15 protein-coding genes are annotated in these 20096 nt (G+C 71.0%); 6 read left to right on the top strand and 9 right to left on the bottom strand.

Annotated features, from left to right (window positions below; translation table 11 throughout):
- Positions 1 to 54 precede the first annotated feature (54 nt).
- From ACIBD9_RS11510 to ACIBD9_RS11485, 6 genes are all read right to left on the bottom strand, one after another.
- Positions 55 to 1311 (bottom strand): glycosyltransferase, encoded by a 1257-nt coding sequence (locus tag ACIBD9_RS11510; protein ID WP_396716741.1) that lies wholly within the window; start codon positions 1309 to 1311, stop codon positions 55 to 57.
- Positions 1312 to 1316: 5 nt separating this feature from the next.
- On the bottom strand, positions 1317 to 2546 hold the full coding sequence (locus ACIBD9_RS11505) for a glycosyltransferase family 4 protein (RefSeq protein WP_396716739.1): 1230 nt from the start codon (positions 2544 to 2546) through the stop codon (positions 1317 to 1319).
- Positions 2547 to 2578: 32 nt separating this feature from the next.
- Positions 2579 to 3595, bottom strand: a complete 1017-nt coding sequence (locus tag ACIBD9_RS11500; RefSeq protein ID WP_396716737.1) for a glycosyltransferase — start codon at positions 3593 to 3595, stop codon at positions 2579 to 2581.
- A 70-nt stretch (positions 3596 to 3665) separates the two neighbouring features.
- Positions 3666 to 5111, bottom strand: coding sequence for a lipopolysaccharide biosynthesis protein (locus tag ACIBD9_RS11495; protein ID WP_396716735.1), 1446 nt, complete (start codon positions 5109 to 5111; stop codon positions 3666 to 3668).
- Positions 5112 to 5131: 20 nt separating this feature from the next.
- Positions 5132 to 6088: an NAD-dependent epimerase/dehydratase family protein gene (locus ACIBD9_RS11490; protein WP_396716733.1), complete on the bottom strand. Its 957-nt coding sequence runs from the start codon at positions 6086 to 6088 to the stop codon at positions 5132 to 5134.
- Between the two features lie 116 nt (positions 6089 to 6204).
- Positions 6205 to 6723: a DapH/DapD/GlmU-related protein gene (locus tag ACIBD9_RS11485; protein WP_396716732.1), complete on the bottom strand. Its 519-nt coding sequence runs from the start codon at positions 6721 to 6723 to the stop codon at positions 6205 to 6207.
- Positions 6724 to 6982: 259 nt separating this feature from the next.
- Here ACIBD9_RS11485 and ACIBD9_RS11480 point away from each other — a divergent pair, with 259 nt between their 5' ends.
- On the top strand, positions 6983 to 7894 hold the full coding sequence (locus tag ACIBD9_RS11480) for an NAD(+)/NADH kinase (protein ID WP_396717165.1): 912 nt from the start codon (positions 6983 to 6985) through the stop codon (positions 7892 to 7894).
- 132 nt (positions 7895 to 8026) lie between these two features.
- Here the strand turns inward: ACIBD9_RS11480 and pgm are convergent, their stop codons facing one another.
- A complete protein-coding gene (gene pgm, locus ACIBD9_RS11475; RefSeq protein ID WP_396716730.1) occupies positions 8027 to 9667 on the bottom strand; it encodes a phosphoglucomutase (alpha-D-glucose-1,6-bisphosphate-dependent) in 1641 nt (546 codons plus the stop codon).
- Positions 9668 to 9698: 31 nt separating this feature from the next.
- Positions 9699 to 10931, bottom strand: a complete 1233-nt coding sequence (glgC, locus tag ACIBD9_RS11470; protein ID WP_238658614.1) for a glucose-1-phosphate adenylyltransferase — start codon at positions 10929 to 10931, stop codon at positions 9699 to 9701.
- Between the two features lie 72 nt (positions 10932 to 11003).
- Between glgC and glgA the strand changes: the two genes are divergently transcribed.
- Positions 11004 to 12209: a glycogen synthase gene (gene glgA, locus ACIBD9_RS11465; protein WP_396716728.1), complete on the top strand. Its 1206-nt coding sequence runs from the start codon at positions 11004 to 11006 to the stop codon at positions 12207 to 12209.
- 12 nt (positions 12210 to 12221) lie between these two features.
- On the opposite strand, the gene ACIBD9_RS11460 is transcribed toward glgA, so the two are convergent.
- The gene (locus ACIBD9_RS11460; protein ID WP_396716726.1) at positions 12222 to 13166 is read right to left on the bottom strand and encodes an inositol-3-phosphate synthase; all 945 of its coding nucleotides are present in this window, start codon (positions 13164 to 13166) and stop codon (positions 12222 to 12224) included.
- Positions 13167 to 13227: 61 nt separating this feature from the next.
- Here ACIBD9_RS11460 and ACIBD9_RS11455 point away from each other — a divergent pair, with 61 nt between their 5' ends.
- The 4 genes from ACIBD9_RS11455 (at position 13228) to glgB (ending at position 19738) form a co-directional block, all read left to right on the top strand.
- Positions 13228 to 14193 carry a DUF222 domain-containing protein gene (locus tag ACIBD9_RS11455; RefSeq protein WP_396716724.1) on the top strand — a complete coding sequence of 322 codons (966 nt, stop codon included), beginning with the start codon at positions 13228 to 13230 and terminating at the stop codon, positions 14191 to 14193.
- A gap of 256 nt (positions 14194 to 14449) precedes the next feature.
- The gene (locus ACIBD9_RS11450) at positions 14450 to 15247 is read left to right on the top strand and encodes a hypothetical protein (protein ID WP_396716722.1); all 798 of its coding nucleotides are present in this window, start codon (positions 14450 to 14452) and stop codon (positions 15245 to 15247) included.
- A 178-nt stretch (positions 15248 to 15425) separates the two neighbouring features.
- Complete coding sequence (locus ACIBD9_RS11445) at positions 15426 to 17648, top strand: maltotransferase domain-containing protein (protein ID WP_396716720.1); 2223 nt, start codon at positions 15426 to 15428, stop codon at positions 17646 to 17648.
- A complete protein-coding gene (glgB, locus tag ACIBD9_RS11440; protein WP_396716718.1) occupies positions 17636 to 19738 on the top strand; it encodes a 1,4-alpha-glucan branching protein GlgB in 2103 nt (700 codons plus the stop codon). The genes ACIBD9_RS11445 and glgB overlap by 13 nt, the downstream gene beginning before the upstream one ends.
- The last annotated feature ends 358 nt before the right edge of the window (positions 19739 to 20096 follow it).

Genomic DNA, 20096 nt, shown 5'->3' with positions numbered 1-20096 from the left:
GCCGAACGGCCGCCCCACCGGGGCGGCCGTCGGTCGGCTCGGAACCCTCGCGCGTCAGCTCGCCCCGCCGGTGGGGTCGAGGAAAGCCGTCACCCGGGCCCGCCAGGCCCGGTGGTCGAAGGACCCGCGGGCCGTCCTCCGGGCCGCCCGGCTCATCGCCGCCCAGTCCTCGTCCCGCAGGCGCAACGCCCGCTCGATGCCGCGCTGGACGTCGTCCGGACCGTTGCCGTCGAGCACGAGGCTCTCCACCCCGTCCCGCACGTACAGGGCGAGGTCGCTGGTGTGGTTGAGCATCACCGGACATCCGGCGGAGAGGCTCTCGGGCACCTTGGACGGGAACCCGTGGGCGGCGTATCCGCCGGTGGGGCGCACCAGCAGCGAGAAGTGCGCCTCGGACAGCAGGGTGAGCACCGTGTCCCGAGGCACCCGGCCGAGGAACGTCACCTCGGCCGACACCGAGTCCAGCACCGAGACGTCCAGGTCGGACAGGGTGGCCGCGTCCTGGCGGGTGACCCCGGCGATGGTGAGGTGCACCCGTGCCTGGTCCTGCGGTGCGAGTCGGCTGATCCCGCGGAGAATGACGTCCAACATGTCCTTACGGCCGGGGGTGCCGGCGTACAGCAGCCGCAACCCGTCGGTCAGCGACGACGGCCGCGGCTCCGCGAACTCCTCGCAGTCCACCTGCGGTGGCACCACCAGCACGTCCAAGCCCCGCCGTTCGAAGTAGCCGCCGAGGGTGGTCGACACCGCGATGGCCCGATGGAGGAGACGGCTGGCCAGGAACGTGGACCAGCGGTGCCGAACGAAGTACGGGGCCAGCCAGCCGCGCCGGAACTGGCGGCGGTCGTGCCGCTCGCTCGCGTCCACCACCACCGGGCAGCGCAGCGCGAGCCGTAGCACCGCCCAGTTGCCCAGGGTCATCATGGCCATCGGCAGGAGCACCACCGAGACGTCACCGCGTACCACGCCTCGGCGGCGCATCGCCCGCAGCACCCGCAGCGGACGGGCGAGGCGGGCCGACATCCGGGTGAGGCGGTTCCCTCCCTGGGTACGCAGCGTTATCAGCTCGATGCCCGCCACCTCGTCACGATGCGGTGGCACTGACCCGTCGGACGGCCAGTCGTTCACCACCAGGGTGTACGTGCCGTGCGGCGCCGCGCACCGGGCGAGTTGCAGCAGCCGGTTGGAGGTCGCGTCACCGTAGGGGAAGCGGTAGTGGCCGATCAGGAGTGGACGTGGCTGCCCCGTCCGCCGCGCCGGGCCGTCGTGCCTCCCGTGGTCGGTGCCGAGCACCGTCGTCTGGTCGTTCATCTGTCTCACCGTTCCGAAGCGGCGGGCAGCCGACTTCTGTTCTTGACAACAGGTGCGGACGGTGGGCCGTCAGGCAGCCGCCGCCGGTAGATCGCCAGGTGCGTCATGACCGCCGCCTCGATCGCGAAGGGGCTCAGCTGAAAGCGTCTGCCGGCCGCGTCGGGATCCGTCGTCATCGTGTAACCGGCGGCGCTCGTCACCGCCGCCGCCCACACCGCCGGCGCCGCGTCGGTGTCGACGATGGTGACTCCGGGCAGGTGCTCGTCGATGAAGCGCACACCGGGCAGGTCGGCGGCCACCGTGCCGATCCCCAGGGCCACGGGTTCCAGCACGCCACCCGGCAGTCCTTCCAGGCAGGACGGGTGCACGACCACATCGGCCTGGCGGAGCAGCCCACCCACGTCGTCGCGCGGACCGAGCAGGTGCACCCGATCGGCGACCCCGTACTCAGTGGCGGCGGCCCGCACGCGGGCTTCGTCGTTCTCGTCCGAGGGGCCGACGAGAACGACGTGGGCGTCGACGCCCTGGTCGCGCAGACCAGCGACGATCGGTGGCAGAAGCCAGCGCCGCTTTTCCGGCGATGCCCGTCCCACGCTCAGACAGAGCAGGTCGTCGGGGCCGGCCCCGGTCAGGGCCCGGAGATGGTGACCGGTCGGCCTGCGGAGCCGGTCGAGGTCCAGACCGTTGAGCACGACCTGACACCGCGGGTCGTCGCGCCAGGCACGGGAATAGCCAAAGGTGAGCGCGCTGGGCGAGACGCCGAGAATGTCCGTGGCCGATGCCCGCAGCAGCTGTCTCCAGATCCACCGCTGTATCCGCCGACGCAGGTTCCGGTGCTGGTTGTCGTCGCCCCGGAAGTGAGCGACGCGGGTCGGTACGCGGCCGAGCAGGGCGAGGCAGAGGAACACGCCGGAGAAGTTCGCGCAGTCCACGTGCACCACGTCCGGACGCAGCCGCCGCAGCAGCCGGAGGAAGCGCAGCGGGAACCGGACATCGAGCGGGATCGGGAGGACTGATCCGCCGTGTCGGACGGCCGTCCCGGCCAGGGGCCCGGGCCCGATCCGGTCGCTGAGCGTCACGAAGTGGACTTCCGTCCCGGCGGCTGCGAGACGGGGCAGCAACTCGGCGGTCCGCATCTCCGTTCCGCCGAAGTTCAGCTCACCGAGGACCCGTACCACCCGGCACCGGCCGTCGTCACCCCGACGTCCGGGACCGTCGCCCGCGCTGTCGACCACTGCGTCCCCTTGCGCTGCGGTCCGGCCCCTCGTCACGGGCGGACCGCCCGTGCGGTGGCCGCCGACGACCCGCCGGCCTGGCGACCCGGACGCTGCCGGTCGAGTCCCAGCAGCCGGGTGAAATACGCGCCCCGCTCGAACGCATCCGGTTCCGGGACCACCGTCCGGTCGATCTGGTCGAGAGCCTCCGCGAGGCTTTCCACGTCCGACAGTCGGTACGGAGTCAAGGCAGTGCCCGCGACCTCTCGGGACTGCTCGGTGTCCGCCGCCAGCACCGGCAGGCCGTAGACGCGTGCCTCGGCGAGCGGGTAGCCGAATGACTCCACCAGACACGGGAAGAAGACAGCCGTCGTCCGGCGCCACTGTTCGGAGAGTTCCTGGTGCGGCAACTGCCCCAGCAGGTCCAGTCGGGGGTGGCGGGCCAGGTCGTCCGGGAGGTCGTGCGGGTGCGCGGTCATCCGCACCCGGGCCGGGTGCTGACGCCGGTCCAGCGCGGCGAGCAGCACACGGAGTTCCGCCACCACGTTCTTGAACGGCGATGGCACGACCGGGACGAGGATCGACACCACGTCCGTGGGCACGCGGGGGCCGACCGGGCTGACCGGGTTCGCCAGCACCAGCAGTCGGTCGCGTACCGCCGGCACCAGATCGGCGACCCGTTGCGCCATGGCCGAGCACGGAACGGCGATCACGTCGGCTCGATGCAGCATGCGCCGGACCACGGGAATTTGCGCCCGCAGCGACCGGGGCTGCAGCCTCAACAGCCATCGCTCGGCGGGCGCCAGGAAGTGCAGGGCATTGTGCACCAGGACCCGCCGCTCGGCGCCCCGCCAGCCGAACGAGACATTGTTCAGCGAGGCGACTACGGGGGCGCCGCCGGCGGCGACCTCGCGCCGCACCAGCCACGACGGCGTGAGGTGGCGGTCCCGGCCGATGACCCGGACCGGGGCGGTGCCGTCGGCCAGGAAGGCGTCGAGTTCGGTCTTGAGACGTCCGGCGCCGCCGCCGGCCCCGCCAGCGGCGTCGATGACGATCTGCGCCTGTTTCATCGAAGGACTCCCCTAGCTGTTGGCGAGGGCCGGCTGGCTGACGATCCCCGCCGGCCTGCACGGCGGACGGTCACACCGCCACCTCGGACCCGCTGGGCGTGGCGGCACGGTCGGACCTGGCCAGCGCGCGCCGGTAACCGACGATGGCGGCGGGCCAGATGGTTAGCAGGTAGGCCAGGCAGCCAGCCACCGGCAGGGCCACCAGCCCGAACTCACGCAGCCCTGCGAACTTCAGCGCGGTGGCCAGCAGCAGGAAGGCCATCCAGCCGACGAACTGCGGGCGGAGCAGGCCGATGCTGTTCTGAACGAGAAGCAGCGGGGACGCGATCGCCACCAGGAACGACCAGAGCGCAAGCCCGGCCAGGACGGCGACCGGCACCACCGCCACGTCGACCCCACCCACCCACAGGTCGAGCAGCCGATGGCCGAGGACGACCAGCGCGAGCCCGGCCGTTCCCACGATCAGACCGTTGAGCAGCACCATCCGTCGGGTGGTCCGGCGTACCCAGGCGATGTCGCCACGAGCGAGGGCGGCCCCGTTCGCCGGCCAGACCGTCATCCCGACCAGCGCGACGAACAGTGCGAGGACGCCGAAGAGCTTCCCGACGACCGCGTAGTACGCGGCGACGCTGAGCCCGAGGACGTGTGCGACCAGCGGGCTGTCCACGTTCAGCGCGATCGACGACATCGCCGAGAGCGCGAAGAACTGGAGGCCCAGCCGGAGCAGCCCCACCGCCGTGGCCCGGTGCACCAGCCCGGGTCGCGGTCGCGCGGTGGACTCCTGGCGCCAGAAGTAGACGAGGGTGTTGATCATGTTGGTCAGCGGGACGGCCACCACGGCGCAGGCGATCACCGTCAGCGGACCACTCCCGGCGGCGATCGCGGCGAGCACGGCCGCCATCGAGGCCAGGGCCCCGGCGGCCTGCCAGGCATTGCTCCGGGTGACCTCCGCGCGAGCGTACTGGATCCGCTGGATCAGGGAGAGCGGGATGTTGATCGCGAAGGCCCCGAAGCAGAGCAGGGTCAGGGTCGACGCTTCCGCGGCGATGGTGGGGTCGGTGACGCCGAAGACCCGGGCCCAGGGCACCAGGGGCTCGACCAGCACAAGACCGGACAGCAGCGCCACCGAGACCACGCCGAGCGTGGCGTACGCGCTGGAGATCTCCCGCGCCCCCTGACGAGGGTCGTCGGCGAGGAGACTGAGTCGGGTGAGCAGGCCGTTGCCGAGCCCCAGGTCGGCGAACCAGGCCATCCCGGTGAGCGCGGTGATCGCCATCCACAGGCCGTAGCGCTGGTCGCCCAGATAACGGAAGCACGCGGGGGTGATGACCAGCGGTGCGGCGAGACCGACCCCCTTGGCGACCAGGGAGGTGGCGATGTCCACGCTGAGCCGGTGGTCGCGCCCCGCGGGCAGGACCCGCAGCAGGCCCCGTCCGGGTGCGACCTCCGGCGCGGCCGGTGGGCCGGGGTCGGGGGGTGGTAGGGGCGGGTCGGCGGTGAGTTCTGCCCGCTTCACCCTGCTCGTTGACTTCTGGGTCACCGCTGTCCGGTGTGTTCGACGTGTAACAGCCCGGCCATCCACTCGATCGTCGCCCGGAGACCGTCGGTACGAGCGATCGGCACGACCTCCGGGAACAGCTCCCGCAGCGTGGTGTTGTCGGCCAGCGAGTGGGGGACATCCCCGACGCGGGGCGGCGCGTACTCGCGGGCGATCGGACGGTCCAGCAACTCGGTGAGTTCGTCCAGCACCTGCAGCAGGCTGGCCCGCGCCCCGAAGGCGAGGTTGACCGGGTGCGGGTGGTGCACGCGCCGGCGCAGCGCGTCGAGGATGACCTCGCACACCGTGCCGACGAAGGTGAAGTCGCGGGACTGGGTGCCGTCGCCGTGCAGCAGGACGGGCTCCCCCCGCAGGGCCCCGTGGACGAACCGGGGGATCACCGCGGCGTAGGCATGGTCATGCCGCTGCCCGGGACCGAACACGTTGAAGAACCGGAAGGCCAGCGTCGGCAGACCGAACGAAGCCTGGTGGGCGAGGGCGTACGCCTCGGTGGCGAGCTTGCTGGCGGCGTAGGGGCTCATCGGCCGGGTCCAGGTCAGCTCCTCCTTCGGCAGCGCAGGGTTCATGCCGTAGACCGACGAGGACGAGGCGACCAGAACATGGCCGACGTCGTGTCGTCGCGCCGCCTCGAGGACCATGAGCGTGCCCGTCGCGTTCGCGTGGTGCGAGGCGAGCGGGTCGCTCAGCGAACGCGGCACGCTGGGCAGCGCCGCCAGATGGACGACGGCCTCCCGTCCGGCCATCGCGGCGTCCAGCGCACGGGGATCCAGGATCGACCCCTCGACGAAGTCGACGTCGAGCCCGTCGAGGTTGCCACGCAGCCCGACCGACAGGTCGTCGAGGACGGTCACCTCCTTCACCGCGGGATCGACCAACGCGGCGCGGGCCAGGTTCGAACCGATGAAACCGGCCCCGCCAGTGATCAGAATGCGCATCGACAACCTCTCGGTGAATGGACCGACCACCTGTACATCGAGCGAGGCCAGGGTGCAGTAACGGTGCGTCTGTACCGGAAGATGCCGAAATCGCGGCCCGGCGGGCGTCGGCGGCGTCAGACCGTCGTGACCCCGTAGATCCTCTTGATCGCCTCGTGCTTCGCCTGGACCGCGAGGTGCCCGACGCCCAGCGACTTGGCCTGCAACTGCGCCAGGTACTCGTCGGTGGTGCGCAACGGGCGAGCCGGCACTCCGGCCGCCACGGTGTTGTCCGGGATGTCGCGGGTCACGATCGAACCGGCGCCGATCACGCACCTGTTACCGATGTTGACCCCGGCCAGGATCATCGACCGCATGCCGATGTAGACGTCATTGCCGATGGTGATCGGGGCCGTCCAGTCCAGCTCGGGATGGTCCTTGCGGAGGATCAGTGTGCCCCCGTCATGCGTCACGAACTGGACCCCGGCGGTGATGTAGACGTTGTCCCCCATGGTGATCAACCAGGGCTCGGACCCGAACATCGCCCGGTTCACCGCGTAGAACTTGACCCGACCGTTCAGCTTCACACCGAGTGAACGGGCGAACGCCTCAGGATCACGGGAGCCGGCGAGGTGGTCCTGGACCCTGCGGATCATGGTGCGAACGCGACTCGGCACCTGTCGACCTCACTTACGGAGCAATCGGCGGAGAAAATGGCCCAGCGTCACCGGACCAAACACCTCCGTAACGATCCCGTCGAGCCGAGGTGACGGAACTCCCGAGCGCCGCTCCGGTCCTGACCGACCACGGCCGACACGTCGTACGCCCCACGGCGCGTCTTCGACGTGTCGGCACACCTTCGGTGTACGCCCGGTGCGCCCGTCACCGATGTGATGGGCTGTACGGGTGTCGGGGCTGGGACTTGTGCTGCACCCCACCCGGGATGTCACCGAGGTGGTCGAAATCATCGAGCGCTGGGCGAAGCGCCACCACAAGACGCTGATGGTGCGCGAGGAGGACCAGCACCGCGTATCGTCCTGCGTCCAACCGGTGCCGGCGGAGGAGGTCGCCGCGCGCGCCAACGCGTTGATCAGCATCGGCGGCGACGGCACCATGCTGGGTGCGCTGCGCTCCGCCATCCGCGACCCGAAGCCGGTGCTCGGCGTACACCTGGGTCATCTGGGGTTCCTCGTCGAGATCGAGCCGCCGGAGCTGCCGGACGCGCTGAGCCGGCTGCTGTCGAAGGACTTCACCGTCGAGTCGCACGCCTGCCTCGCCTGCGACGTGTGCGGTGACGACGTCGTGGCGTTCAACGACATCGCGCTGGTCCGCCAACCCGGGTCCGGCTTCGTCAGCGTCACCCTCTCCATCGACGACCAGCAGTACGGCTACTACCGCAGCGACGCCGTGGTGGTCAGCACCCCGATCGGCTCGACGGCGTACAGCTACGCCGCTGGTGGACCGCTGATCTCCCCCGCCGCCGACTCGGTGGTGATCACGCCGTCGGCGCCGATGGCCGGCATCTCCCGGTCGGTGGTGCTCTCGCCGGACGAGAAGATCCGGCTGGAGCTACGACCCGAGTCATCGCCGGTGGTGGTGGAGATGGACGGGCTGGTGTTCCGCGACGCGGCGACGGAGGGGGCCGTGGACATCACCTACCGCCGCAACGCCGGCCTGGTGGTCCGCTTCGACCCGCTGCGCTACCAGGAACGCAACCAGTTGAAGATGACCCTGCTGGACCTGCCCTTCCTCCCGGAGCAGCTCCGCGAGCTCCTCCCCGAAGAACTACGACGACGCGCCCAACAAGAAATCCCCCCACCCTGCTAACCCCCACCCCACCCGCCCGCACCCCCCACCGTCCCAGTTGATCATGAGGTTGGCGGGGCATCTGGAGATCGACAAGCCCGCTAACCCCATGATCAACGCGGGTGAGGGCGGGGCCCGGGGTGGGTGTGGGGGTTAGGAGGCTAGGGCTTGATCTACCAGGGCTTTGGCTTCCTCTTGGATCTTCTTGAGGTGGTCGGGGCCCTGGAAGGACTCGGCGTAGATCTTGTAGACGTCCTCCGTGCCGGAGGGCCTTGCGGCGAACCAGCCGGACTTCGTGCTGACCTTGAGGCCGCCGATCGGGGCGTTGTTGCCGGGGGCCGTGGTCAGCGTCGCGGTGATCGGCTCACCGGCGAGTTCGGTGGCGGTGACCTGCTCCGGGGAGAGCTTGCCGAGCACGGCCTTCTGCTCCCGGGTGGCCGGGGCGTCGATCCGGGCGTACGCGGGCGCGCCGAAGCGCTCGGCCAACTCCGCCCAGTGCTCGCTCGGGCTGCGCCCGGTGGTGGCCTGGATCTCGGCGGCGAGCAGACAGAGCAGCAGGCCGTCCTTGTCGGTGGTCCAGGTCGAGCCGTCGCGGCGCAGGAACGACGCCCCGGCGCTCTCCTCGCCGCCGAAGCCGACCGCGCCGTCCAGCAGGCCGGGGACGAACCACTTGAAGCCGACCGGCACCTCCAGCAGCGGCCGACCCAGGTCGGCGGCGACCCGGTCGATCATCGACGAGGAGACCAGGGTCTTGCCCACCGCGGCGTCCGGCCCCCACTCGGTGCGGGTGCGGAACAGGTGACGGATCGCCACCGCCAGGTAGTGGTTGGGGTTCATCAGCCCGGCGTCCGGGGTGACGATGCCGTGCCGGTCGGCGTCGGCGTCGTTGCCGGTGGAGATCTGGTAGTCGGCCCGTGCGGCGATCAGCGACGCCATCGCGTTCGGAGAGGAGCAGTCCATCCGGATCTTGCCGTCGCCGTCCAGGGTCATGAACCGCCAGGTCGGGTCGACCGTCGGGTTGACCACGGTCAGGTCCAGCCCGTGACGCTCGGCGATCTCACCCCAGTACGCCACGCTCGCCCCGCCCAGCGGGTCCGCGCCGATCCGGATCCCCGCGTCGCGGATCGCGTCGATGTCGATCGCCGCGGGCAGGTCGTCGACGTAGTTGGCGAGGAAGTCGTACTCCCCGGTGGTGTCGGCGGCCCGCGCCCGCGCGTAGGTGATCCGACGGACCTCCTTGAGCCCGGCGGCGAGGATGGTGTTGGCCCGGTCCTGGATCCACCGGGTCACGTCGGTGTCGGCCGGCCCGCCGTTGGTGGGGTTGTACTTGAAACCACCGTCGTCGGGCGGGTTGTGCGACGGGGTGATCACGATGCCGTCGGCGAGCCCGCTGGTGCGCCCCCGGTTGTGCGTGAGGATCGCGTGCGACAGCGCCGGGGTCGGGGTGTAGCCGTCGCGGCTGTCCACCAGCACGGTGACCCCGTTGGCGGCGAGCACCTCCAGGGCGTCCACCGCGGCCGGCGCGGAGAGCGCGTGGGTGTCCCGGGCGAGGAAGAGCGGCCCGTCCAGCCCTTGCTCGCGTCGGTAGTCGCAGAGCGCCTGGGTGACCGCCAGGATGTGGTCGGAGTTGAACGCGTTGCGCAGGCTGGAGCCGCGGTGGCCGGAGGTGCCGAACGACACCTGCTGCGCCGGGTCCGCGGGATCCGGATGCTCGGCGTAGTAGGCGGTCACCAGGCGCGGCACGTCGACCAGGTCGGCGGGCTCGGCGGGCTGGCCGGCACGGGGGTGGGTCACTGCGGGAACCTCCTCGGGGAGTACCTGTCGGTCACGGCTCGACCTTCTGGCCCTTGCCGATCACCACGATGCCGTTGTCGGAGACGGTGTAGCGCTGCCGGTCCTTCTCCAGGTCGACGCCGATCTCGGCGCCCTCCGGGACGAACACGTTCTTGTCCAGGATGGCCCGCCGGACCACGGCGTGCCGGCCGATCTCCACACCCTCCATCAGCACCGAGCCCTCGACGTGCGCCCAGGAGTGCACCCGCACCTTCGGCGACACGATCGAGTTCTCCACCAGCGAACCGGAGATCACCACACCCGGGGAGACCATCGAGCCGACCGCCCGGCCGACCCGCTCACCCCACTGGTGGACGAACTTCGCCGGCGGCCACGGCGGCTGCTCGGTGTAGATCGGCCAGTCGAAGTTGTACATGTTGAAGACGGGGTGCACGTTGATCAGATCCATGTGCGCGTCGTAGAACGAGTCGAGCGTTCCCACGTCACGCCAGTAACCGCGGTCGCGGTCGGTGCTGCCCGGCACCTCGTTGTCGCGGAAGTCGTAGACGTTCGCCTCGCCGCGCTCGACGAGCATCGGGATGATGCTGCCGCCCATGTCGTGCTTGCTGGTCTTGTCTTCGGCGTCGCGCTCGACCGCCTCGCAGAGCGCCCGGGTGGTGAAGACGTAGTTGCCCATCGAGGCGTAGATCTCGTCCGGTGCGTCGGGCAGGCCGACCGCGTCGGTGGGCTTCTCGCGGAACGCCCGGATCCGCTTGCCGTCGTCGCCGACCTCGATGACGCCGAACTGGTCGGCCATCGACAGCGGCTGGCGGATGCCGGCGACGGTCACCGCCGCGCCGGAGGCGATGTGGTCCTCCACCATCTGCCGGGGGTCCATCCGGTAGATGTGGTCGGCGCCGAAGACGATCACGTAGTCGGGCTGCTCGTCGTTGATGAGGTTGAAGCTCTGGTAGATGGCGTCGGCCGAGCCGGCGAACCACCACGGGCCGCGACGCTGTTGCGCGGGCACCGGGGTCACGTAGTTGCCGAGCAGCGTGGACATCCGCCAGGTCTTGGTGATGTGCCGGTCGAGGGAGTGGGACTTGTACTGGGTCAGCACGACGATCTTGAGATAGCCGGCGTTGGCCAGGTTGGAGAGGACGAAGTCGACCATGCGGTACATCCCGCCGAACGGGACGGCCGGCTTGGCCCGATCCGTGGTGAGTGGCATCAGGCGCTTGCCCTCCCCACCCGCCAGGACGATCGCGAGCACCTTGGCAGCCATGCCCCGACGCTATCCACCCGCGTCGCACTTCACCACTCGTACGGGGAGTCTTCTGCACTAGGGTGCGAGGTCATGACGGAACGCACCCCTCTACGCGTTGACCTTCTCACCCGCGAGTACCCACCGGAGGTCTACGGCGGCGCGGGCGTGCACGTCGAGTACCTGGCTCGGGAGTTGCGCCGCCTCGCCGACGTACGGGTGCACTGTTTCGGCCTGCCGCGCACCGAGCCGGGCGTCACCGCGTACGCCGAACCACCCGGCCTGACCGGCGCGAACGCCGCGCTGCGCACGATGGGCGTGGACCTGGAGATGGCCGCCGGCGCGGCCGGGACCGACGTGGTGCACAGCCACACCTGGTACGCGAACCTGGCCGGCCACACCGCGAAGCTGCTGCACGGGGTGCCGCACGTGGTGACCGCACACAGCCTGGAGCCGCTGCGGCCGTGGAAGGCCGAGCAGCTCGGCGGCGGTTACGCGCTCTCCTCCTGGATCGAGCGCACCGCGATGGAGGCCGCCGACGCGGTGATCGCGGTCAGCGGCGGGATGCGCAACGACGTGCTCACCGCGTACCCGCAGATCGACCCCGACCGGGTCCGGGTGGTCTACAACGGCATCGACACCATCCAGTACGCCCCTGATCAGGGCACCGACGTGCTCGACCGGCTCGGCGTCGACCCGTCCCGCCCGAGCGTGGTCTACGTGGGCAGGATCACCCGGCAGAAGGGGCTGCCGTACCTGCTGCGGGCCGCCCGGGAGCTGCCGGCCGACACCCAGCTCGTCCTGCTCGCCGGCGCACCGGACACCGCCGAGATCGCCGCCGAGGTGGAGGAGTTGGTCGCCGAGTTGCGGGCCAACCGCTCTGGCGTGGTCTGGGTGGCCGAGATGCTGCCCAAGCCCGAGGTGATCCAGGTGCTCACGCACGCCACGGTCTTCGTCTGCCCGTCGGTCTACGAGCCGATGGGCATCGTCAACCTGGAGGCGATGGCCTGCGAGACGGCCGTGGTGGCGACCGCGACCGGCGGCATCCCCGAGGTCGTGGCCGACGACGAGACGGGCCTGCTGGTGCCGATCGAGCAGGCCACCGACGGCTCCGGCACCCCCCTGGACCCGGACCGCTTCGTGGCCGACCTCGCGGCCGCGATCAACACCCTGCTGGGGGACCCGGCGCGCACCGAGCGGTTCGGCCTGGCCGGCCGGCGGCGCGCGGTGCAGCACTTCTCCTGGGACGCCATCGCCCGGCAGACGCTGGAGGTCTACCGCTCCGTCGGCGCGGCCTGAGGGAGACAAAGTTCAGATCGCCGTTCCCGGCGGCGACTTGAGCAACGACGCCGCCTCGGCAGCATGACCACCACGCCCGTTCCGTAGCGCGCTGGCGGCGATGCGGATGAGGTCGATGTTGACGCCGGCGGCACCACTCGGGTCGTGCACCTTCAGCTTCACGTCGAGGCTCACCGAGGTCTCACCCCAACCCTGGGCCTCAAGGTTGAGGTGAGCCACCTTCTGCGACGCGAGATGCGGCATGTATCCGAGCGGGGCCACCTCGACGCTGCCAGCCGCCGACAGGGCGTTGAGCTTGGACTGCTTCTTGGTGTTGGGGTTCTCGACCAGGTTGCGGAAGTCTTCGGTGCCGCCCAGATTGACCTGGTAGGAGCTGACCAGGGTGAGGCCCCGCTCCTTTAGGAGCCGCAGCAGCGCGTTGTGCAGCACCGAGGTGCCGAACTGGCTGGCCAGGTCGTCGCCGAGCAGCGGCAGACCGGCCGCCTCGAAGCTCGCCAGCAGCCGTGGATCGCGGGCGACCGGGTCGGAGGTGGTGTTGATGAAGGCGACGCCCGCCGCGTGGGCTGCCGCGGCGTACGCCTGGGCGGTCTCCGGCCGGCCACTCGGCGCCGAGTAGAGCAGCACCTCCGCCCCTGCCAGCGCCGCCGCCACCCGCCGCACCTCGGTCGCGTCGACCAGGCCCTTCGTGACCGGCACACCCGCTTCGGGCAGGTCGCAGTTCAGCCGGGGGAAGTTGTTGGGCGCCAGGAAGATCGCCTCGGTCAGGTCCCGACCGATCTTCTCCTCGGAGGTGGCGAAGGCCGCCACCACGTCGATGTCGCCCACCCCGAGCCCGTCGATCATCGGCCTGCGGATTCCGACCAGGCTGCCGCTCTGGCGGTAGAGGGCAAGCCCCTGCACCAACGCGGACGTGTTGTTACCGACACCGACAACCGCGACTCTCACCCGTTCGGTCATGGCGGGAGGCTACGTCACTTCCGCACCGGGAAGTGTCGTACACCTGTTCTAGTCTTTGCCGGTGATCGATGCGTTGGAGCAGGCCGAGGCCGCGGTGGCGGCCTGCTTCGACACGGCCGCCTGGGCTGCCACCGAGCGGGATCTCGTGGCAGCCTTGGATGCGACGCATCGCCTGGAGCAGCGCCTGGCGGCGGTCAAGTTGACCCTGGTGCGGGAGCTGGATGGCCGAGGCACCGCGACGGCCCAGGGCGCGTCCTCGACAGCGGTGTGGCTGCGTGACCGGTTACGCCTCGGCGTCGGTGTCGCCCGTCGTCTGGTCGAGCTGGCCGCCACCCTCGACACCGCGCCGCCGGGAGTGCGGGACGCGTTGGCCGGCGGGGCGGTCGACGTGGAGCAGGTCCGGGTCATCGCCTCCACGGTCGGCACCGTCCACGCCACCGCCGGCGGGCCCGACGACACCCGCACCCCGGGCCAACGCCGCCACGACGCCCTGGCCGACGTGTGCCGGCTCGCGCTGCGCACCGGTGAGCTACCCGGGAACGGCGGTGACCTCGCCCAGGTCGTCGTCACCACCAGCTACGACGGGCTGACCCGCCAGTTGGGCACCGGCGCTCTCGACACCGGCCTACACCTCACGCCCGAGGCCGTGCGCCGCCTGGCCTGCGACGCGGCGATCCTGCCCGCAGTGCTCGGCGGCAACGGTCAACCACTCGACGTCGGCCGGCAACGCCGCCTCATCAACGGGCCGCTACGCCGCGCCCTGGTGCTGCGCGACCGGGGTTGCGCGTTCCCGGGCTGCGACCGCCCGCCGCGCTGGTGCGACGGCCACCACATCAAGCACTGGGCCGAGGGCGGCACCACCAGCCTCGACAACGCCGTGCTGCTCTGCGGCCACCACCACCGACACCTGCACAGCGGCGACTGGGCTGTTCGACTCGGCGGCGACGGCCACCCCGAATTCGTGCCACCCGCCTGGCTCGACCCCGAACAGGTCCCCCGCCGCAACCACTACCACCTCCGCAGATAGCCAGCGACGGAGCTATCCGCTGCCCACGGCGCGCGTCACGTGTCGCGGAGGGTGGCGGCGAGCTGGGCCAGGCCGGCCGGTGCGTCGGCGGACCGCCACACGACCGCGACCAGCTTCCGTACCGCCGCACCCCCGACACCGAAGACCGCACCGTCACAGCCGGCAGCACCAGAGCCAGCACCACCGTCGCCCCCTGGGCCACCGCTCGCGGGTACTCGCTCGACGCTGGGTTGGCCGCCTGCCACGATGCTGAGCCATGGCGGACGACGGGTTGAGACATCTTCTCGCGACGTGGGCGGACGTCGATCCGGCGCGGTACCCGTTCGACCCGGTCGAGATGTCGGCGGCGGTCCGGACGTTGGTGCCTCCGCCGCCTCCGCAGCCGACCCGCGACGATGGGTGGGCCGGGTATTCAGAAGCCTCCGCCTGGGTCGAGTCCGTCAGCGTGCTCCTGTCCGACCGGTACGGCCCGTGGGCCTACCGCTGGCACTGGGGCCCTTGGGAGCGGGAGCATGTGGGCTTCGTGACCGACCGCATCCCGGCGCCAGCCGACGCGCCGACGTTCGTCGCCGACTCGCTACTGGCCTGGCGGCACTGGTTGGAGAGCCTGGCTGAGCGTTTCGACCACCTTCTGCCGTCGGTCGATCCGAGGCGGGCCGCCGGCGCGGCGGATGTCGTCGCCGCCTTTGAGGTCGCCGTCGCACAGCTGATGACATTCGCCGCCACCCCCGTCGTCGACGACGACGGCTGGCAGGGGAACTGCCGGGTCACCCTGCAGTGGTTCCTCACCGCAGCCGGCATACCGTCGGAAGAGGCGCAGGCTGTGGTCGACGGAGCGCTCGAGCGGTTCGGCTGGTGGGCGCCGCTGACCGCGGTGGAGATCGGCGAGGTCGCCGATCGGGTCGTCCGAGACGCGCTCAGCCCCACTGGGATCGTGCCGGCCGGCCGAATCGACAACTGGCCCGACACGTGGCCGCACGGTTGGCCGTCCTGGCGGGCGACGAACACCGGCTGGGGCGCCGGGCCTCCCTCCGACCGGGGACACTCCGCCTGAGGTCACCTCGCCGGCACCGCGAAGATCCGCACAACTTCGGGGAAGTTGCTGCGTGGACGACGCCGTGAGGCAGCAGCTTTCCCGAAAGTGCGCGGATCTTGCTGGGCTACCCGGGGGCGTGGGGCGGACCGGCGGGCTTGGCCGCGCGCGAACGGATCTCGCGCAGTAGGTTGGCGGGGTGACTGGACGGTTCCCGATCGAAGACGTCTCCCCCGTCGTCTCGTGCGGGCGATACCCGGCCAAGGCGGTGGTCGACGAGCCGGTTCCGGTGTCGGCGCGCGCCTACCGGGAGGGGCACGACGCGCTGGGCTGCAACGTGGTGTGGGCTGGCCCGGACGGCGCGAGCCGGCCGTTCACCCGGATGCGCCCCGGCGAGCCCGGCCAGGACCGCTGGCACGCCACCATCGCACCGGACGCCGTCGGCTCGTGGACCTTCTCCGTGGAGGCGTTCCAGGACCCGTACCTGACCTGGCAGAACGCGGTGACCAAGAAGATCGCCGCCGGGCAGGGGCCGGAGGACCTGGCCAACGACCTGGCCGAGGGCGCGCGGGTGCTCGCCGCCGCCCGGGGCCTCGTCCCGACCGCCGACCGGCCCCGGGTCGCCGACGCGCTCACCGCGCTTGTCGACACCGACCTGCCGCTGGCCCAGCGGGTCGACCCGGCGCTGGCCCTGGCCGACCTGCTCTGGGAGCACCCGGTACGGGAGCTGGTCACCGTCGGTGACACGTACTCGATCTGGGTTGACCGCAAGCGGGCGCTCTACTCGGCGTGGTACGAGTTCTTCCCCCGCTCCGAAGGAGCGGTGGGCGGCCGGTCCGGCACCTTCGCGACCGCCACCGAGCGGCTGCCAGGTGTCGCCGCCATGGGCTTCGACGTGCTCTACCTGCCGCCGATCCACCCCATCGGCCGGGTCAACCGCAAGGGCCGCAACAACGCGCTCACCGCCGGGGCGACCGACGTGGGCTCGCCGTGGGCGATCGGCGCCGCCGAGGGCGGCCACGACACGATCCACCCCGATCTGGGTACGCCGGCGGACTTCCGGGCCTTCATCCAGGCGGCCGCGGCACAGGGCCTGGAGGTGGCGATGGACCTGGCGTTGCAGTGCGCGCCGGACCACCCCTGGGTGACCGAGCACCCGGAGTGGTTCACCACCCGGGCCGACGGCAGCATCGCGTACGCGGAGAACCCACCGAAGAAGTACCAGGACATCTACCCGGTCAATTTCGACAACGACCCGGAGGGCATCCGGGCCGAGGTGCTGCGGGTGGTGCTGCACTGGGTCGGCGAGGGCATCCGGATCTTCCGGGTGGACAACCCGCACACCAAGCCGTTCGACTTCTGGCACCGGCTGATCGCCGAGGTGAAGGCGGTCGACCCGGACGTGCTGTTCCTGGCCGAGGCGTTCACCCGGCCCGCCATCATGCACGGCCTCGGCAAGATCGGCTTCACGCAGTCGTACACCTATTTCACCTGGCGCACGACGGCCGCCGAGATGCGGGAGTACTGCGAGGAGCTGATCGAGGCGGCCGACTACATGCGGCCGAACTTCTGGCCGAACACCCCGGACATCCTGCACGAGTCGTTGCAGCACGGCGGCCCGCCGATGTTCAAGATCCGGGCGGTGCTGGCCGCGCTGCTCTCCCCCTCCTGGGGCCTGTACGCCGGTTACGAGCTGTTCGAGCACGTGGCCCGGCCGGGCGCCGAGGAGTACCTGGACAACGAGAAGTACGAGCTGCGCCCCCGGGACTGGGCCGGCGCCGAGGCGCAGGGCCGCTCGCTGGCGCCGTTCCTGACCACCCTCAACCGGGTACGCCACGACAACCCGGCCCTGCACCAGCTTCGTAACCTGCGCTTCCACGAGATCGACAACCCGGCGCTGCTCTGCTGGTCCAAGCACGACCCGGAGACCGGCAACACGGTCATCGTGATCTGCTCGTTCGACCCGCGCGTCGTGCAGTGGGGCAACACCACCCTCGACATGCCGGCGCTCGGCTTCGACTGGCACGAGCGGTTCACGGTGCACGACGAGCTGACCGGCACCAGCTACGACTGGGGTCAACGCAACGCGGTCCGGCTCGACCCGTACCTGCAACCCGCGCACGTGTTGACCGTGCGCCGCCCGACCCCGCCGACCGCGCCGCAGCCGGCGGGCGCCGAGCCCGCCGACCTCACCCTCGCCGAGGTGCCGGACGACCTCTCTGGCGGCACCGCGCCGACGACCCCGGCCACGACCGCCCCGGCCACGACGACCCCGGCCACGACCGCCCCGGCCACGACGACCCTGGCCACGACGACGCCGGCCACGGTGGCGTCCCGCCTGGCTGCCCGTTCGTCTGCCGCCCGCTCATCCCGTTCCGCGCCGACCGCTCCCGCCCCGAAGGACGCCCGATGGACCAGCTGATCTCCGGCGCGACGCACGACCCGCACGCGCTGCTCGGCGCGCACCCCGCCGACTCCTCGACGACGATCCGCACGATGCGCCGGGGTGCCGGCGACGTCACGCTGCTTGTCGGCGACGAGCGGCACCCCATGAAGCGCGTGCACGACGTGGGTGTCTTCGAGGCGCAGGTCGACGGCACCGTGCTCGACTACCGGGTCGAGGTCGACGGCGCCACGCACGACGACCCGTACCGCTACCCGCCGACTCTCGGTGAGCTGGACCTGCACCTGATCCGCGAGGGCCGGCACGAGCGGCTGTGGGAGGCGCTCGGCGCCCGGGTCTTCGACGAGGGCGTGGCGTTCAGCGTCTGGGCGCCCAACGCCCGTGGAGTGCGCGTGGTCGGCGACTTCACCGGCTGGGGCCCCGACGACGGCTGGCCGATGCGGTCGCTCGGCTCCAGCGGGGTGTGGGAGCTGTTCGTCCCCAACGCCCGGGTCGGGGCCCGCTACAAGTACCGGGTGCTGGGCGCCGACGGGCAGTGGCGGGACAAGGCCGACCCCCTCGCCGCGTACGCCGAGGTGCCGCCGGCCACCGCCTCGGTGGTGCACCACTCGACGTACCGGTGGAACGACGCGGACTGGCTGGCCCGGCGGGCCGAACGGCAGCCGCACCAGGAACCGATGAGCGTCTACGAGGTGCACCTCGGCTCGTGGCGGCCCGGCCTGGGCTACCGCGAGCTGGCCGAACAACTCACCGCGTACGTCACCGAGCTGGGCTTCACGCACGTGGAGTTCCTGCCGGTGATGGAGCACCCGTTCGGCGGTTCCTGGGGCTACCAGGTGACCGGCTACTACGCGCCGACCTCCCGGTTCGGCGACCCGGACGAGTTCCGCCACCTCGTCGACCAGTTGCACGCCGCCGGCATCGGCGTACTCCTGGACTGGGTGCCCGCGCACTTCCCCAAGGACGAGTGGGCCCTGGCCCGGTTCGACGGCACCCCGCTCTACGAGCACCCCGACCCGCGGCGCGGCGAGCACCCCGACTGGGGCACGTACGTCTTCGACTTCGGCCGCAACGAGGTGCGCAACTTCCTGGTCGCCAACGCGCTCTACTGGTGCGACCAGTTCCACGTCGACGGGCTGCGGGTCGACGCGGTCGCCTCGATGCTCTACCTCGACTACTCCCGCAACCACGGCGAGTGGGCCCCGAACAAGTACGGCGGTCGGGAGAACCTGGAGGCCATCGCGTTCATGCAGGAGGTGAACGCGACCGTCTACAAGCACCACGCGGGCGTCGTGATGATCGCCGAGGAGTCCACCGCTTGGCCGGGCGTCACCCGCTCCACCGCCGAGGGCGGCCTGGGCTTCGGCTTCAAGTGGAACATGGGCTGGATGCACGACACCCTGCTCTACACCTCGAAGGACCCGATCTACCGCCAGCACCACCACCACCAGCTCACCTTCTCCCTGGCGTACGCCTGGAGCGAGAACTACGTGCTGCCGATCAGCCACGACGAGGTGGTGCACGGCAAGGGCTCACTGGCCGGCAAGATGCCCGGCGACACCTGGCAGCGACTGGCGAACGTGCGGGCGCTGCTGGCGTACATGTGGGCGCACCCCGGCAAGCAGCTGATCTTCATGGGCTCCGAACTGGCCGACGACCGGGAGTGGAGCGAGGAACGCGGCCTCGACTGGTACCTGCTGCACGACCCGGCCCGCGCCGGCGTGCAACGGCTCGTCGCCGACCTCAACCGGGTCTACCGGGACACCCCGGCGCTCTGGGCACAGGACACCGAACCGGCCGGCTTCCGCTGGATCGCCGGCGACGACGTCGCCAACAACACCGTGTCGTTCGTCCGGATCGCCCCGGACGGCTCGACGCTTGTCTGCGTGGCGAACTTCTCCGCCCAGCCGCTGCACGACTACCGGATCGGGTTGCCGGCCGGCGGGACGTGGCAGGAGGTGCTCAACACCGACGCGCACCACTACGGCGGGTCGGGGGTGGGCAACCTGGGCGCGGTACGGGCCGAGGACGTGCCGTGGCACGGGATGGTGGCCTCGGCGGCCCTCCAGGTACCGCCGTTGGGTGCCGTCTGGCTCCGCCGCGACTAAGAACGGTTACCTCGACTCGCGACCCTGGCTGTTCCGCCAAGCCTTGAGGTGCTCATTCAGCCCGTCGGCGGCCACCTGCCCAGGCGTCGCGTCATGCCGAAAAAGTCCATAGCCCCCAAGAGCGTTCAGCTCGACAGTCGTTTCCTTGCCGCCCTTGCCTCGTCGTCGGATCACCGGCGCCGTCGGGGTTAGGGCACCTCCTCCCCGCGCCGTCTCAATTTGGAGGATTTCGCCCCAACCAACCGTCGTGGGGGGGGGGGAAAACCCCCCCCCCACCCCCGGGGGGGTGGGGGATGCCCCCCCAGTTTGGGCCCCCCCAGCCCCCCACCACCACACAAAGGCCCCGACCCCCAAAACA

It is taken from the genome of Micromonospora sp. NPDC050784, from assembly GCF_044456765.1.
In the GTDB taxonomy this organism is placed as follows: domain Bacteria; phylum Actinomycetota; class Actinomycetes; order Mycobacteriales; family Micromonosporaceae; genus Micromonospora; species Micromonospora foliorum.
This window is presented reverse-complemented; position numbering and strand designations above follow the sequence as displayed.

Bases quoted from the DNA above. Each gene is read 5' to 3' on its own strand.
- ACIBD9_RS11510 (WP_396716741.1), bottom strand. From the start codon at position 1,311: ATGAACGACCAGACGACGGTGCTCGGCACCGACCACGGGAGGCACGAC.
- ACIBD9_RS11500 (WP_396716737.1), bottom strand. From the start codon at position 3,595: ATGAAACAGGCGCAGATCGTCATCGACGCCGCTGGCGGGGCCGGCGGC.
- ACIBD9_RS11490 (WP_396716733.1), bottom strand. From the start codon at position 6,088: ATGCGCATTCTGATCACTGGCGGGGCCGGTTTCATCGGTTCGAACCTG.
- ACIBD9_RS11485 (WP_396716732.1), bottom strand. From the start codon at position 6,723: ATGATCCGCAGGGTCCAGGACCACCTCGCCGGCTCCCGTGATCCTGAG.
- glgC (WP_238658614.1), bottom strand. From the start codon at position 10,931: ATGGCTGCCAAGGTGCTCGCGATCGTCCTGGCGGGTGGGGAGGGCAAG.
- glgA (WP_396716728.1), top strand. From the start codon at position 11,004: ATGACGGAACGCACCCCTCTACGCGTTGACCTTCTCACCCGCGAGTAC.
- ACIBD9_RS11460 (WP_396716726.1), bottom strand. From the start codon at position 13,166: ATGACCGAACGGGTGAGAGTCGCGGTTGTCGGTGTCGGTAACAACACG.
- ACIBD9_RS11450 (WP_396716722.1), top strand. From the start codon at position 14,450: ATGGCGGACGACGGGTTGAGACATCTTCTCGCGACGTGGGCGGACGTC.
- glgB (WP_396716718.1), top strand. From the start codon at position 17,636: ATGGACCAGCTGATCTCCGGCGCGACGCACGACCCGCACGCGCTGCTC.